Raw genomic sequence first — 14,033 nt, 5'->3', positions numbered from 1 at the left:
TTACCCCCCTATAGGAGATTTCTGCCTGATATCGGTATGCCCGTTTCCGGCGTGTAATTCACGTCACAGGCGTGTTGCGGGAACCGGGTCCGGTAAAGGGGCGGTGCGGGTTATGTGTGGGCCAGGTCACGTGACCCGCGCGATACCGTGAGGTCATGAGCAGTGCCGATCCGTCCCCGCCCCCCGGCCCGGAGAACTGCGGGCTCCACGTCTTCTGGGACGAGCGGCTCATCTCCTACGACTTCGGTTCCGGGCATCCCCTGAACCCCGTCCGGGTCGAGCTGACGATGGCGCTGGCCCGGGAGCTCGGCGTCCTCGACCGCCCGAACGTGACGGTCTCCGGGTTCGCGTCCGCCGACGACAAGCTGCTCAGGCTCGTCCACGAGGAGCCCTACATCGCCGCCGTCAAGCACGCCGGCGCCACCGGGCTGCCCGACCCGCGGTACGGCCTCGGCACCGCCGACAACCCGGTCTTCCTCGGCATGCACGAGGCGTCCGCCCTGGTCACCGGCGCCTCGGTCGCCGCCGCCGAGGCGGTCTGGACGGGACGCTCCGAGCATGCCGCGAACATCGCCGGCGGCCTGCACCACGCGCTGAGCGGCGCCGCCAGCGGGTTCTGCGTCTACAACGACCCGGCCGTCGCCATCGCGTGGCTGCTGGAGAACGGCGCCGAGCGCGTCGCCTACGTCGACGTCGACGTCCACCACGGCGACGGCGTCCAGGAGGCCTTCTACAACGACCCCCGCGTCCTGACGATCAGCCTGCACGAGTCGCCGCGGACGCTGTTCCCGGGAACCGGCTTCCCCGACGAGACGGGCGCGGACGGCACCTCCGTCAACATCTCGCTGCCGCCCGGCTGCGGCGACCGGCACTGGCTGCGGGCGTTCGACGCGATCATCCCGCCGCTGCTGCGCCGGTTCCGCCCGGAGGTGCTCGTCACCCAGCAGGGCGCCGACGGCCACGCGCTCGACCCGCTCGCGCACCTGACGCTCAGCGTCGACGGGCAGCGCACGGCCTACGCGTGGCTGCACCGGCTCGCCCACGAGACCGCCGGCGGCCGCTGGATGCTCACCGGGGGCGGCGGCTACGAGCTGGTCCAGGTCGTCCCGCGGGCGTGGACGCACCTGCTGGCCGAGGCCGCGGGCGGGCCGATCGCCCCGCGGACCGCGACCCCGGAGGACTGGCGCGAGTTCGTCCGGCTCCGGACGGAGGAGGTCGCCCCGCGCAGGATGACGGACGGAACCGACGTGGTGGAGGTCAGCAGGTGGGGCGACGGCTACGACCCGGGGGACCCGGTCGACCAGGCGGTGCTGGCGACGCGGCGGGCGGTGTTCCCCGAGCACGGCCTCGACCCGATGACGGACGAGTGAGCCGCCGATGAGGTCCGCGCCCACCCGGGACGAGCTGCGCGCCCACCTCGTCCGGACGATGATCGCCGGCGACGTGGCCACGCCGCGCCAGAACAACCTGCTGCACTACCGGCGGATGGCCGCCGGCAACCCCTACTACCAGCTCGGCCTGGAGCTGAAGCCGTCGTGGACGGAGCAGACCGTGCTGGAGATGATGGTCGAGCGCTGCGGCGTCGACCCCGATCCCCACCACCTGTACGGCGACGACACCATCGACCCCGACATCACGCTCGACATGCTGGAGGCGATGGGCGACCGCATCGGCCTCGCCGCCCGCCGCCGGGAGAACGTGGTCGTCGCGACCGGCCATCCGGCCACGCTGACGCCGCTGTACCAGGCGGTCGCGCGGGAGCTGATCGAGGCGGGCTGCCGGATCCTGACGCCCGCGGCCGGCTGGACGTACGAGATCGAGACCGGCTACGGCGGCTCGGACCTGCGCCGCATCGTCTACGCCGACCCCGGCGTCGCGATGCTGGAGGGGAGCGACCTCCGGACGCACCACACGCACGACCCGCACCCGATGGAGGCCATGCTCCGGGAGCTCGCTGATATCGGTTCTGAGGACGACACGGAAGCTAAACCCGATATCTGGCCGGATCTGGCCATCGCCGATCACGGCTGGGCCGGCGCCGCCGGCCAGGCGGGCATCGACACCGTCGGGTTCGCGGACTGTAACGACCCGGCGCTGTTCGCCGGCGCCGCCGAGGGCAAGATCGACGTCGTCGTCCCGCTCGACGACGGCGTCTCCGCGCACCACTACGAGCCGCTGACCGCCTACATCCTTGATCGCGCACGCCGGAGCGCCGTCGGCTGACCCCCGGGCGCGCCCCGATCCGGCCGGCTCCGGCGCCGTGCGCCCTGTCACTCCGTGTGACAGGGCGGCCGTAACGGGGCGCATGGGCTTGCCGGGAGCCTGCGGGTACTGCGGAACCGCAGGTCAACAGGGGGTTCCGGTTGACAAGCGTTCGTCGTGCCACGCGTTGTCCCGTCAGGTCCACGCTGTGTAGAGCATCAGGACTGTATCCACCCGGTCAGGTCGGATACAGAAATGTGCGGAACTCCCCTCTTGCGACTGCCGATACGCGATTTACGCTGGAGGAAGTACACGTGCGTGATCAAAGTCACCCGAAGGGCCGGTGCGCGGCACGTGTGGAAGAGGGCGTCCGATGACCTCAGGCGAGCGACCTCTGAGCGAGGTCAGGTTCCTGACCGTCGCCGAAGTGGCGGCGGTGATGCGGGTGTCCAAGATGACCGTCTACCGTCTCGTCCACTCGGGCGAGCTTCCCGCGATCCGCGTGGGACGCTCGTTCCGGGTTCCCGAGCAGGCCGTTCACGATTACCTGCGCGACGCGTACATCGAAGCCGGATAACGGGTAGGGGCGGGGCATGACCTCGCCGCGAACTCCATACCCGGCCGTGCAGGGGGCGTCGGGCGGGTCCCGAGGGACCGGCCCGAAGCTGGGGAAGCAGGACGAGGACCGGCAGAACGGTCCGGACACCGAGCGGACGGGCGATGGCCGGCGGCCACGCCCGCCCGGACGGAACGGTGCCCGGCGCCGTGCGAGTCGCGGTGCCGGCCGCCGTCCGTACCGCTGTGCCCACGGCTGTCTCTACGGCTGCGTCCACGGCTGCGTCTGCGGCCGTGCCCATGACCGCGGGGCAGGCCGCGGCATGATCTCCACCGGTGGAGCGGTAGTCTTGGTCGGCGGACCGTGCGCGCTTCTCCAAGAGCCATCATGCTCGCCTGCGGCACGCCCGTCTCCTGCACATCACCCGATACGCCGAGCGAGGTCCCGTGGGCTCTGTCATCAAGAAGCGTCGCAAGAGGATGGCCAAGAAGAAGCACCGCAAGCTTCTGAAGAAGACGCGCATCCAGCGCCGCAACAAGAAGTGATCACGCCGGCCGTTCAGCCGTAAGGGGTGGGGCGCACAGTGTCCTCCATGCCCGCCGCCGCGGCCCGTGTCGTCCTCGTCACGGGCGTCTCCCGTTTCCTGGGGGCGCGGGTCGCGAACGCCCTGCAGGCCGACCCGGGCATCGAGCGCGTCATCGGGGTCGACACGGTACCGCCCGTCGAGTCCCTCGGCCGCACCGAGTTCGTCCGGGTGGACATCCGCACGCCCGGCATCGCGAAGATCATCGCGTCGGCGGCGGTGGACACGGTGGTGCACCTCAACCTCGTGACCTCCTCGTCCGTCCCGCGGGCCAAGGTCAAAGAGCTCAACGTCATCGGGACGATGCAACTGCTCGCGGCCTGCCAGCGCTCGCCCGACATGCGCAAGCTCGTCGTCCGGTCGTCGGCCGCCGTCTACGGCTCCTCGCCGATGGACCCGGCCGTCTTCACCGAGCGGGACGAGCCCGTCGAGCCGCCGAGGAACGGCTACGCCAAGGACGCCGTCGAGGTCGAGGGCTACGTCCGCGGCCTGATGCGGCGCCGCTCCGACCTCGCCGTCTCGGTGCTGCGGTTCGCGAACTTCCTCGGGCCGGGGGTCGACTCCCCGCTCACCCGGTACCTGCACCTGCCGGTCGTCCCGACGGTGCTGGGCTTCGACCCGCGGCTCCAGTTCGTCCACGAGGACGACGGCGTCGAGGTGCTGCGCCGCATGACGACCGAGGACCACCCCGGCTGCTTCAACGTCGCCGGGGACGGCGTGCTGCTCCTCTCCCAGGCGCTCCGCCGCGCCGGGCGGCCGTACCTGCCCGTGCCGTCCCCGTCGATCTCGGTGCTCGGCGACATGGGACGCCGCTTCGCGGGCCTGTCCGGTTTCTCCCCGGAGCTGCTGCGCTGGCTGACGTACGGGCGGGTCATCGACACCACCGCGCTGGAGAACGAGCTGTCGTGGCGTCCCAAGTACAGCTCCGAGGCGGCCTTCGCCGACTTCGCCGCCGCCCAGGGCCTCGGCCACGGGCACGGCCGGCTGGCCGGACTGCTGGGACGCACCTGAGAGGGGAGCCGGCATGATGAACGCCCACCAGGCAGAGGACGAGGAGGGCGCGCAGGTCATCCGGCTCGCCTCCGTCCGCCAGGACTCCGCCGGCGAGGACCCGCCCGAGCGAAGCCCGCTGGAGCGCGGCATCGCCTCCGGCCTGGCGTTCCTGCGCCGCCGGCTGTCCGGCGAGTACGAGGTCGACGAGTTCGGCTTCGACCCCGAGTTCAACGCCGCGGTCGTCCTGCCGCTCGCCCGCGCCCTCTACGAGCACTGGTTCCGCGTCGAGCTCGACGGCGTCGACAACATCCCCGAGGGCGGCGCGCTGCTCGTCGCGAACCACTCCGGCACCATCCCGATCGACGCGCTCATGCTGTCGGTCGCGCTGCACGACCACGCCGACCGGCAGGTCCGCCTGCTCGGCGCCGACCTCGTCTACCAGATCCCGCTGCTCGGGCACCTGTCCCGCAAGGCCGGGCACACGCTCGCCTGCCACTCCGACGCGGCGCGGCTGCTCGCCAAGGGCGAGCTGGTCGGCGTCTTCCCGGAGGGCTTCAAGGGCGTCGGCAAGTCGTTCGCCGACCGCTACAAGCTGCAGCGCTTCGGCCGCGGCGGCTTCGTCGGCACCGCCCTGCGCGCCGGGGTGCCGATCGTCCCGTGCGCCATCGTCGGCGCCGAGGAGATCTACCCCAAGATCGCCGACCTGCGCCCGCTGGCCCGCCTCCTCGGCCTCCCGTACTTCCCGATCACCCCGACGTTCCCGCTGCTCGGCCCCGCCGGGCTCGTCCCGCTCCCGTCCAAGTGGGTGATCCGGTTCGGCGAGCCGATGACGCTGGACGAGTACGACGCGGACACCGCCGACGACCCCATGACGGTCTTCAACATCACCGACCACGTCCGCGAGAACATCCAGCAGATGCTCTACGAGACGCTCCTCCGCCGCGGCCCCGCCTTCCTCTGACCGCCCGGGACGGCGGCCCCGCCGTCCCGGAACCCGCCTTCCGCCGCTCGCGTCAGAGATCCGGACGCGGAGCGGGATGAAGGTGTGGGGCATCTTCCGCGACGCCTCCGGCCGGATCATCGGCAGCGTCGACGACCTCGGGCAGTTGGAGAGCTTCCGGGACGTTCCGCCGGGCCGCGCGCCGTTCCAGCTCATCGCCGAGGACGGGCTGCCCGCGGGCACCGTCGACGAACGCACGGAGATCTACGTCAACCCCGCCGTGTACCCCTTCTGACCCGGGGCGGGTGGTCCGGCCCGGCGCGGTGCGCTCGCCTCGCCCACGCCACCGAGGAGGCGCACGCCGGCGAGGGTCCGTCTCGCCGCCTCCGTTCTTGGCATTCCGGGGACCCTCGTCCTCATGGCCGTCCTGCTGCTCCGCCCTCTCGCCACATCCCTCACCCGCTTCCTGAAGGCTGAGCGGAAGGCGGTCAGGATGTGACGCACATCACTTAGGTGGCGGCGACGGATTTCGCGGCGGCGGCCGGTCTTGATGCGGACTGAACCGACAACCGATTCGGAGTGTCCGATGTCCGATCTTTTCCAGACCGCCGTCGTCACCGGAGCCGGCCGCGGCTTCGGGCGTGCGATCGCCGCCGCGCTCGTCGCCGCCGGTACCGGCGTCGTCGGCATCGCCCGCGACGAGCACGACCTGCGGCTGGTGCGCGACGACCTCGGCGAAGGCTTCACGCCCCTCGCCGCCGACGCCACCGGCGAAGCGCTCGCGGAGAACGTGATCCGCGAGCACCGTCCCGGCCTGCTCGTCCTCAACGCGGGCGCCGCGCCGCACATGGCGCCCGTCCATGAGCAGACGTGGGAGACCTTCAGCCGCAACTGGCATACCGACACCCGGCACGTCTTCGCCTGGACCCGGGCGGCGCTGCTGGCACCGCTGGCCCCGGGCAGCGTGGTCATCGGCATGTCGAGCGGGGCCGCCCTCGGCGGGTCGCCGCTGAGCGGCGGGTACGCGAGCGCGAAGGCCGCCATCCGGTTCATCCGAAACTACGCGGCGGACGAGACGAAGCGGGCCGGTTCGGACATCCGGTTCGTCACCCTGTTCCCGCAGCTGACCCCGGCCACGGACATGGGCCGTCTCGCCGTCGCCGGCTATGCCGCGCGCCAGAGCGTCACCCCCGAGGCGTTCACCGAAGGCATGCAGCCGCTCCTCACGCCCGACCAGGTGGCGAAGGCCGTGGTCGACATCGCCGGCGACCCCGGCAGCGCGTCGGAATACCTGGTCGGCGGCGCCGGAGCGCGCCCCGTCGGCCGATCCTAGAGTGGACGCCACACCGGGAGGGGCCGTGGACGCCGAATTCGCCGCGCTGGCCGAGCCGTTCCGGCCGGAACTGCTCGCGCACTGCTACCGCATCCTCGGCTCGATCCACGACGCCGAGGACCTGGTGCAGGAGACCTACCTGCGAGCGTGGCGCGCGTACGACCGGTTCGAGGGCCGCTCGTCGGTGCGGCGCTGGCTGTACAAGATCGCCACCAGGGCGTGCCTGACCGCGCTGGAGACGCGGTCCCGCCGCCCGCTGCCCTCGGGACTCGGCGCCCCCTCGGACGACCACCGCGTCGCCGTCGCGCCCCGCGAGCCGTCGGTGGCCTGGCTCCAGCCGGCTCCGGACGCGCTCCTCGGCACCGGCGACCCGGCGGCGATCGTGAGCGGACGCAGCGGCGTGCGGCTCGCCTTCATCGCCGCGCTGCAACTCCTGCCCGCCAGGCAGCGGGCCGTGCTGACGCTGCGCGACGTCCTGGCGTTCCGCACGGCCGAGGTCGCCGAGATGCTGGACACGACGACCGCGGCGGTCGACAGCGCGCTCCGGCGCGCCCGGTCCCGCCTCGCCGAGGCCGGTCCGGTCGAGGACGACCTGGCCGAACCGGACGAGGCGGTCCGGCGAGCGCTGCTCGACGACTACGTCGACGCGTTCACCCGCGCCGACTCCGCCGCGCTGGTGGACCTGCTGCGGGCCGACGTCGAACTGGAGATGCCGCCCATCCCGACCTGGTTCACCGGACGGGACGCCGTCATCGGCTTCCTGGCCGGTCGCGTGCTCCGCAGGGACCGGTTCCGGCTGGTGCCCGCCGGAGCCAACGGCCAGCCCGCCGTCGTGGTCTACGAGCGCGCGAGGGACGGACGGTACGAGGCGCACGGCGTCGAGGTCCTGACCCTGCTGGGCGACCGGGTCGCCCGCATCACGGCGTTCAACGACCCGAGCCTGGTGCCGACGTTCGGCCTGGCACCCGCGCTCGCGTCCTGAACCCATCCTGGCGATCCGGCCTCGCCGGGTTCCACCCACAGACAAGGAACGTGCACATGAGCACCCCCCACCCGACGCTGAGCCGGCGCGGAACCACCCTGGCCCTGGCGACGCTGTTCCTCGGCATGTTCGTGACGGGCAGCGCCGAAATGATCGTGGTCGGCGTGCTGAACCTGATCGCCACCGACCTCCGGGTCTCCATCCCGGCGGCGGGGGCGCTGGTGACCGCGAACGCCCTGGGCCTCGCCGCCGGCGGTCCGATCCTGACCGCCCTGACCATCAGGCTTGACAAGCGGCTCACGCTGATCGGCACGATCGTCCTGTTCATCCTGGCCAACCTCGTCCCGGTCCTGACCGCGAACTACGGCGTGTTCCTCGCGGCCCGCACCGCCGCGGGCGCCTTGCAGGGCCTGTTCATCGCCGTCGCGTTCGCCGTCGCGATGGCGGTGGCCCCGCCGGAACGCATGGGACGCGCGATCTCCGTGGTCGTCTCCGGCGTCGCGGTCTCGGCCGCGCTGGGCGTCCCGCTCGGCACGCTGGCCGGCCAGGCGCTCGGCTGGCGCGGCTCGTTCACGGCCATCGTCGCGGTCAGCGTGCTCGCACTGGTCGCGACCCTGGCGCTGATCCCGCCGGTGCCGAGCACGGGCGGCGGCGCGGGCGGCCAGGCCAGGTACGCCTTCGCACCCCGGGTGCTGGCCGTCCTCGGCGTGACCTTCCTGATGTTCACGGGCCTGTACTCGACGCTCACCTACATCGTGCCGTTCCTGGAGGACGAGACAGGCATCTCCGGCGCGCTGATCAGCGTGTTCCTCCTGGCCTTCGGTGTGGCGACCGCCGTGGGCTCGTTCGGCGGCGGCAGGTTCGCCGACACGAACGCGGCGCGCACTCCGATCGCCGCCGCCACCGGCGCCGCGTTCTCCCTGCTGGCCCTCTACCTCGTCGGCCCGATCGCACCGCTGGTGGCGCTCGTCCTGGCGGCCTGGGGAGTGTTCTCCTTCGGCATGGTGCCCTCGCTCCAGTACCGCGTGGTGAGCCTCGCCGGCCCCGGCGGCGCGCTGGCGTCCGCCCTGCCCGCGTCCGCGGCCAACGTGGGCATCGCGTGCGGCTCGCTCGCCGGCGGGCTGGCGATCGGCGCCTTCGCCGCCCCGTCCGTCGTCCTCACCGGCCTGGCCATCACCGTGCTCACCATCCCGGCAGCCTGGGCGGCCAGCCTCCTGAAGCCGCCGGCGGCCGACGAGCCGGAACCGGTACAGGTGTCGTCAGAGCAGGAAATAGCCGCGAACCACCCGGAGTGAGCGACCGAGTTCACGGCGACGGCCGAACCGTGCAGTGCCTCACTCGATGCCTCGCGATGTTTCGTATCTTTCGTGTCCTGCCGTTCTCGGCGAGAAATCCGAGTACCGAGGGCGCCGTGGACTCTTCGGCAATGATGCGCTGCATCCAGGCGGTGACGCTCATCAACAAGCCGGTCTCCGGCGTCCGGTCGCCTCGAATGGCCAGGTAAACCGCCCAATCGTTGATACGACGCCGCACGAACCGATCGTGGCCATCGTTCCCTAACAAAGCCAGGCCGGCCGCCCACTGCTGAAACTCATCCGCGTCGGCGGTCTCCATCGCGACCGTGTCCACGAGTTCGACAATGGCCGTCTTGGACACGGTCGCGACGGGGTCACGCAGGATCGCCGCCACGGCACGGTCGTCGAAACGGCGCCCCGAGGCGGCGATCACCGCGATGACCTTGCGATAAGCGTCCAACCGGACGTGCTCGTCCTCAGCGGCCTCGCCAATGTCCACGTCGACGATTCCCGCGTCAGCCAGCAGTGCCGCCAAATCTGAGCGCAGCGTCATTAGCGTCACTCCCCGCCCGACAACCCGGCGTCCCACCGACCTTGACTGCCCGGCTACCTGGCCGCCGCTTTAGGGACGGCCCGCGTGTGATCATAGATGGATTCGTCCCGCCACCAGGATGGAGGCGCCATGAACGCGCCGCACGTATTCTTCGACCCGTTCGCTGGGGCAAGGGCGGCCGGCGAAGCCCATTCACAGCTGGACGAACTGCGGGAGCAGCACGCGGCCTTTCGAAGCGATGCCGGACACGGATTCTGGGTCCTGACGCGCTACGACGACATCCTCGCCGCGTTACGGGATCCGGAGACCTTCTCCAGCCGGGCGATCGCCGTCATCGATCCCGACCCCGCCTACCAGTGGATTCCGGTCATGCTGGATCCGCCGCTGCACACGACCTGGCGGCGTTTGCTGCGCCCCCTGTTCTCGCCCGTGGCGGCCGCGGTGATGGAGAAACGGATAACCCAGCACTGCATCTCGCTGATCGACGGCCTCGCGAGCCGGGGCTCCTGCGACTTCGTCGCCGATTTCGCCCGCCTCTACCCAACGACCGTCTTCCTGGAGTTGCTCGGCCTGCCCACCGAACGGCTGGAGGAATTCCTGGCGTGGGAGTACGCCATCCTGCATCCACCACCCTCCGGTACAGGACGGGTCGAGGCCATGGGCGCGTTGACGAACTGCTTCACCGAGCTCATCCAGGACCGCCGGGCCCAACCGCGCGAGGACCTGGTCAGCGCCGCGACCACCTTCGCCGTTGACGGACGCCCGGTCACCGACGACGAGCTCCTGCAACTGTGCATCCTGCTCTTCCTCGCCGGACTGGACACCGTCGCCGCCCAGCTGTCCTTCACCTTCTGGCATCTGGCCCGCCACGACTCCGACCGGGCCAGGCTCGTCGCCGAGCCGGACGTCATCCCGGACGCGATCGAGGAGTTCCTCCGCGTCCACACCCTCGTCCTCCCCGCGCGCAAACTCACCCGCGACATCGACATGCACGGCTGCCCGATGAAGGCCGGGGACATGGTCATGCTCCCGCTCGCCATGGCCGCCCGTGACCCGCGCACGGTGTCCGCCCCGTCCACCGTCGACATCGACCGGCCCCCGACCCGCCACCTGGCCTTCGGTGCCGGCCCCCACCGCTGCCTCGGCGCCCACCTCGCCCGCCTCGAACTCCAGATAGCGCTGCGCGAATGGCACGCTCGAATCCCCGACTACCGCATCACGCCGGACGAACAACCCGTCGAGCACGCAAGCCTCGTCCTAGGCCTGGACACCCTCCCCCTGACCTGGTGACCGGACGCTCAGACCGTCTTGAGCATCCCGCCATCGATCACCAGATCGGAGCCGCTCATGTTGGGCACGCGGCCAGAGGCGAGGAACACCACGAGCGCCGCGACCTCCTGCGGGTCGGTGAACCTCCCGGTCGACAGGCCCACGACCGCCGGAAGCCGGTCGGCGAAGTCCTCCCGCGCGACACCCGCGCGCTGGGCGAGCAGATCGCCCGGCCCGCCCGGGGACGTCCACACGTCCGTCCAGACCGGGCCGGGCGAAATGGTGTTCACCCGCAGCCCGCGCCCACCGAACTCCTCGGCCAGCGCCCTGCCGAGGTTCGCCAGCGCCGCCTTGGCCGCCGACTGGGCGACCAACCGCGGCTGTGGCAGCCGCGCGTTGACCGAACCGATGTTGACCACCGCGCCACGGCGGTCCAGCAGACTCGGCAGCGCCGCACGCGTCGCGCGCACGGCCGCCATCAACGTGAGATCGAACGTATGCCGCCAGGCGTCGTCGTCGAGTTCGAGGAACCCACCGGCAGGCGTCGAGGTGCCCGCCACATTGTTGACCAGCAGATCGACACCGCCGTGCCGCTCGACCGCGAACCGCACGAGCCGCGCAGGCCCGCCGGCCGTGGCCAGATCGACCTTGACCGCATCCGGTGTCGCGTCCCGCAGCGCGTCGCTCACCGTACGACTCCCGGCGACGACCGCGAACCCGTCCTCGACCAGTGCCCGCACCGCCGCCAGCCCGATCCCACGCCCCGCCCCGGTCACCACGGCGACGCGCACCGCGCTCTCTTCAGCCGCCCTGTACTGAATCTCCACCCGGCAAGCATTCAGGTTGAACTATGGTTCAAGTCAATGAGCGAGCTGTCGATCTCCGAACTACGGGCCCGCACCGGACTGGCCTCATCGGCCCTGCGGTTCTACGAGCGCAAAGGCCTGCTCCACGCCACCAGGCGCGCGGGCGGCAAACGCATCTACGACGAGGACGCCGTCGAACAGGTCGCACTCATCGACCTGCTCAAACGCGCCGGCTTCAGCCTCTCGGAAATCGCGGCCCTCGTCGGCCCGACCGGCCGCACCGCCCCCGACTGGCGAGACGCGGCCTCGGCGAAACTGCGCGAACTAGACGACCGCATCCACCAGATCCAGCAGGCGCAGAAAGCACTGCGCCACGCCCTCGACTGCGAGCACGACCGCCTAGACGACTGCCCCGTCCACCACCGCATCCTGCAAGCCCACGCCAAAGCCCTAGCCACAGCCGCAAAAACCACCAGTCCCACCCCCAACCGCTAGACCCCATCCCATCCAATTAGGTGGCGATAGCCCGCCGTCCTGCAACGCTGGCTGCACTCCCGCGGCATCACACCGCAGCCAAGCGGGCGGCACCCTGCCCGCCCAGCGAGACCGACGTCCGTGGCTATCAAGCAGACCCGGCGCCGCCGAGCCCGGGCCGAACGGACTCGCACGCTCACCCCGGTGCTGCAGCGACTCGTCGAGGCGGCTGACCGACGGGCTCGGCGGACCCGGTCGTGCCCCGAACGATCGGTGAGCTGTTCGCCGCCGAACGGCCGCTGCCGGTCGAGGCGTGCGAGACCGCACTTCTCGCTGCGGGTCGACCGGCGCAGCCAGATCAGCGTGCACACCCGGCAGACAACCCAGAAGCACATCGCCGCAGCGTTGCGGACCCGCGCGCTCACCGCCGACGCGGTCGCACCGGAGGCTCGCAAGGCCCGCCGAGACCACCACCCGCGACCAGGTGACCTACCGCGGGTTCCGGGCCGAGCCGCTCGTGGCCGAGCCGACGACCGCCGCTCCGAACGCCGCCGCTCCCCGCCAGGACACGCTGAGCGACTTCGAAGCCAACCCCGACATCGACCCCGCCACCATCCACACTCTGATGGGTGAAGAAGGGGCGAACGACTATGCCTGATCGGCGCCTCGGGCACCGGCAATCTCACCTGCTCATCGCGCTAGGCACCGAAGCCGCCACGGTCGGAGACCGGATCAATACACCCTGGCCGCCAAGCTGGTGACGAGCTGGTCGAGGCCGCCGTCAACAAGCAGCTCAACAAGACCATCGCCCGTTACGGCCGCGTCGACCTGCTCTGCATCGATGAGCTGGGATACACGGAGCTCGACCACCCCCGCGCCGACCTGCTGTTCCAGGTTCTGAGCGCGAGGAGAAGAGCCGCTGGCCATCGCCTCCAACGAAGCTTTCAGCAAAGCGCACATGTTCCCGGGCAGTGCAGAGGCTATGCTGGGGAGACCAGTGTAGATGGACTATCTGATGAGGTAGATGATGACCCCGCCGGTCGATCAGGAGTTTGTTCAAGTGGCAGTACCCGCCCGCCACGTCATGGCCGTCTACCGGCTGCTCACCGAGCTTGAGCAGCAGCCTGGCGCCGACATCGAGCCCGCCGGAACGAATGACGCTCCTGCGGCATGGGACGCCAACAAGCTGACCAGACTGGCCAGCACCGAACTGAGCAATACCGACACGGTCAGTCGCATTCTCGACATCCTCTGCCAGGAGCCCGGCAAACAGTACGACATGCAGGACCTGGTGAAGGCCCTGCCGATGGAGTACCACACGCTGCGCGGGAACCTGGCCGCCTTCACTCGCCACCTGAAAAAGCACTACGACAGCGCTGCCTGGCCGATGCAGGTCGATTGGCGCGGTGACGAGGCGCTCTATAGCCTCTCTCCCGAGACGGCTGCCCTCTGGAGTTCCATCCGCGGCTGACCAGTGAACTCCGATGCCCCGAAGATGCTCAGTTCTCGTCAAGCAGACGTCCTGGGGCGACACGATCAGCAAAAGATCATGACACCCTCGGGGTCCATCCCGAACGCCGCCGCGACAGCTCGGGGCTCCACCGCCTGGCGAGTGGCGGCCAGTTCGGTCTCTAGCTGGGCGATCCGGCGTCGGGCGGCGACCGGTTCGGCGTGATCGACTGAGGTCGGCCCCGGCTCCAGTCGGGCGTCGATGCGTTCCTGGCGCAGCCAGACGTAGATGGTCTGACCAGGCATCTGCAGGTCCGCAGCAACCTGCCTTACCGGACGGCCGGCCTTAACCAGGTCCAGCACCTTGCGTCGGAACTCAGGGGGACAACTTCTGGCATCTGGGGGCTCTCCTCATGATCGAAGACACGAGGATCCCAGTAACGCGACCCCGCCGAACCGGGCACATCACGGGCTTCACTGAACCCGGTGGACTACAGGACTCCACCCGGCGCCAGGGGTTGATGCGGGCGAATCGACCTGCAGGTGGCCCGTGAGGTTGTTGAACGTCTCCTGCCAGCGGGCGAGCTTCCCGTTAGGC

17 protein-coding genes and 1 pseudogene are annotated in these 14,033 nt (G+C 70.5%); 15 read left to right on the top strand and 3 right to left on the bottom strand.

Features of this window, described 5'->3' with window-relative positions:
* Positions 1–155: 155 nt before the first annotated feature.
* The 10 genes from BM339_RS13620 to BM339_RS13575 all read left to right on the top strand — a co-directional run bounded on the left by BM339_RS13620 (position 156) and on the right by BM339_RS13575 (position 8,884).
* Positions 156–1,370: an acetoin utilization protein AcuC gene (locus BM339_RS13620; protein ID WP_075021054.1), complete on the top strand. Its 1,215-nt coding sequence runs from the start codon at positions 156–158 to the stop codon at positions 1,368–1,370.
* Between the two features lie 7 nt (positions 1,371–1,377).
* The gene (locus BM339_RS13615) at positions 1,378–2,223 is read left to right on the top strand and encodes a phosphatase (RefSeq protein WP_075021053.1); all 846 of its coding nucleotides are present in this window, start codon (positions 1,378–1,380) and stop codon (positions 2,221–2,223) included.
* Positions 2,224–2,575: 352 nt separating this feature from the next.
* Positions 2,576–2,779, top strand: a complete 204-nt coding sequence (locus tag BM339_RS13610; protein WP_021591693.1) for a helix-turn-helix domain-containing protein — start codon at positions 2,576–2,578, stop codon at positions 2,777–2,779.
* A gap of 425 nt (positions 2,780–3,204) precedes the next feature.
* Positions 3,205–3,303: a 30S ribosomal protein bS22 gene (locus tag BM339_RS13605; RefSeq protein ID WP_018654693.1), complete on the top strand. Its 99-nt coding sequence runs from the start codon at positions 3,205–3,207 to the stop codon at positions 3,301–3,303.
* Positions 3,304–3,350: 47 nt separating this feature from the next.
* On the top strand, positions 3,351–4,352 hold the full coding sequence (locus BM339_RS13600) for an NAD-dependent epimerase/dehydratase family protein (RefSeq protein WP_021591692.1): 1,002 nt from the start codon (positions 3,351–3,353) through the stop codon (positions 4,350–4,352).
* 13 nt (positions 4,353–4,365) lie between these two features.
* Positions 4,366–5,295 (top strand): lysophospholipid acyltransferase family protein, encoded by a 930-nt coding sequence (locus tag BM339_RS13595; RefSeq protein ID WP_177287688.1) that lies wholly within the window; start codon positions 4,366–4,368, stop codon positions 5,293–5,295.
* Between the two features lie 76 nt (positions 5,296–5,371).
* Positions 5,372–5,569 (top strand): hypothetical protein, encoded by a 198-nt coding sequence (locus BM339_RS13590; RefSeq protein ID WP_075021052.1) that lies wholly within the window; start codon positions 5,372–5,374, stop codon positions 5,567–5,569.
* A 291-nt stretch (positions 5,570–5,860) separates the two neighbouring features.
* A complete protein-coding gene (locus BM339_RS51300; protein ID WP_075021051.1) occupies positions 5,861–6,607 on the top strand; it encodes an SDR family oxidoreductase in 747 nt (248 codons plus the stop codon).
* A gap of 25 nt (positions 6,608–6,632) precedes the next feature.
* Positions 6,633–7,589: a sigma-70 family RNA polymerase sigma factor gene (locus tag BM339_RS13580; RefSeq protein ID WP_244938771.1), complete on the top strand. Its 957-nt coding sequence runs from the start codon at positions 6,633–6,635 to the stop codon at positions 7,587–7,589.
* Between the two features lie 56 nt (positions 7,590–7,645).
* Complete coding sequence (locus tag BM339_RS13575; RefSeq protein ID WP_075021049.1) at positions 7,646–8,884, top strand: MFS transporter; 1,239 nt, start codon at positions 7,646–7,648, stop codon at positions 8,882–8,884.
* 10 nt (positions 8,885–8,894) lie between these two features.
* Here the strand turns inward: BM339_RS13575 and BM339_RS13570 are convergent, their stop codons facing one another.
* A complete protein-coding gene (locus tag BM339_RS13570; RefSeq protein WP_075021048.1) occupies positions 8,895–9,437 on the bottom strand; it encodes a hypothetical protein in 543 nt (180 codons plus the stop codon).
* A 129-nt stretch (positions 9,438–9,566) separates the two neighbouring features.
* On the opposite strand from BM339_RS13570, the gene BM339_RS13565 reads away from it, so the two are divergent.
* A complete protein-coding gene (locus tag BM339_RS13565; protein ID WP_075021047.1) occupies positions 9,567–10,727 on the top strand; it encodes a cytochrome P450 in 1,161 nt (386 codons plus the stop codon).
* 8 nt (positions 10,728–10,735) lie between these two features.
* Here BM339_RS13565 and BM339_RS13560 read toward each other — a convergent pair whose 3' ends face one another.
* Positions 10,736–11,497 (bottom strand): SDR family NAD(P)-dependent oxidoreductase, encoded by a 762-nt coding sequence (locus BM339_RS13560; RefSeq protein ID WP_256255336.1) that lies wholly within the window; start codon positions 11,495–11,497, stop codon positions 10,736–10,738.
* Between the two features lie 72 nt (positions 11,498–11,569).
* On the opposite strand from BM339_RS13560, the gene BM339_RS13555 reads away from it, so the two are divergent.
* The 4 genes from BM339_RS13555 (at position 11,570) to BM339_RS13545 (ending at position 13,457) form a co-directional block, all read left to right on the top strand.
* Positions 11,570–12,007, top strand: a complete 438-nt coding sequence (locus BM339_RS13555) for a MerR family transcriptional regulator (RefSeq protein ID WP_075021046.1) — start codon at positions 11,570–11,572, stop codon at positions 12,005–12,007.
* Between the two features lie 463 nt (positions 12,008–12,470).
* Positions 12,471–12,644, top strand: coding sequence for a hypothetical protein (locus BM339_RS52285; protein WP_276526552.1), 174 nt, complete (start codon positions 12,471–12,473; stop codon positions 12,642–12,644).
* A 77-nt stretch (positions 12,645–12,721) separates the two neighbouring features.
* The gene (locus BM339_RS52605; RefSeq protein WP_369076950.1) at positions 12,722–13,102 is read left to right on the top strand and encodes an ATP-binding protein; all 381 of its coding nucleotides are present in this window, start codon (positions 12,722–12,724) and stop codon (positions 13,100–13,102) included.
* On the top strand, positions 13,011–13,457 hold the full coding sequence (locus tag BM339_RS13545; RefSeq protein ID WP_075021045.1) for a hypothetical protein: 447 nt from the start codon (positions 13,011–13,013) through the stop codon (positions 13,455–13,457). The genes BM339_RS52605 and BM339_RS13545 overlap by 92 nt, the downstream gene beginning before the upstream one ends.
* 65 nt (positions 13,458–13,522) lie before the next feature.
* On the opposite strand, the pseudogene BM339_RS13540 reads toward BM339_RS13545, so the two are convergent.
* Positions 13,523–13,807, bottom strand: a pseudogene (locus BM339_RS13540) (transposase); the annotation flags it as partial.
* Positions 13,808–14,033: the final 226 nt, after the last annotated feature.

The organism is Actinomadura madurae, assembly GCF_900115095.1.
Classification (GTDB): Bacteria; Actinomycetota; Actinomycetes; order Streptosporangiales; family Streptosporangiaceae; genus Spirillospora; species Spirillospora madurae.
Note: the sequence above shows the minus strand (reverse complement) of the source record. Positions and strands in the feature narration are given on the sequence as shown.

Coding starts and splice junctions, on each gene's coding strand:
- BM339_RS13620 (WP_075021054.1), top strand. CDS start 156: ATGAGCAGTGCCGATCCGTCCCCGCCCCCCGGCCCGGAGAACTGCGGG.
- BM339_RS13615 (WP_075021053.1), top strand. CDS start 1,378: ATGAGGTCCGCGCCCACCCGGGACGAGCTGCGCGCCCACCTCGTCCGG.
- BM339_RS13610 (WP_021591693.1), top strand. CDS start 2,576: ATGACCTCAGGCGAGCGACCTCTGAGCGAGGTCAGGTTCCTGACCGTC.
- BM339_RS13600 (WP_021591692.1), top strand. CDS start 3,351: ATGCCCGCCGCCGCGGCCCGTGTCGTCCTCGTCACGGGCGTCTCCCGT.
- BM339_RS13595 (WP_177287688.1), top strand. CDS start 4,366: ATGATGAACGCCCACCAGGCAGAGGACGAGGAGGGCGCGCAGGTCATC.
- BM339_RS13590 (WP_075021052.1), top strand. CDS start 5,372: ATGAAGGTGTGGGGCATCTTCCGCGACGCCTCCGGCCGGATCATCGGC.
- BM339_RS51300 (WP_075021051.1), top strand. CDS start 5,861: ATGTCCGATCTTTTCCAGACCGCCGTCGTCACCGGAGCCGGCCGCGGC.
- BM339_RS13575 (WP_075021049.1), top strand. CDS start 7,646: ATGAGCACCCCCCACCCGACGCTGAGCCGGCGCGGAACCACCCTGGCC.
- BM339_RS13570 (WP_075021048.1), bottom strand. CDS start 9,437: ATGACGCTGCGCTCAGATTTGGCGGCACTGCTGGCTGACGCGGGAATC.
- BM339_RS13565 (WP_075021047.1), top strand. CDS start 9,567: ATGAACGCGCCGCACGTATTCTTCGACCCGTTCGCTGGGGCAAGGGCG.
- BM339_RS13555 (WP_075021046.1), top strand. CDS start 11,570: ATGAGCGAGCTGTCGATCTCCGAACTACGGGCCCGCACCGGACTGGCC.
- BM339_RS13545 (WP_075021045.1), top strand. CDS start 13,011: ATGATGACCCCGCCGGTCGATCAGGAGTTTGTTCAAGTGGCAGTACCC.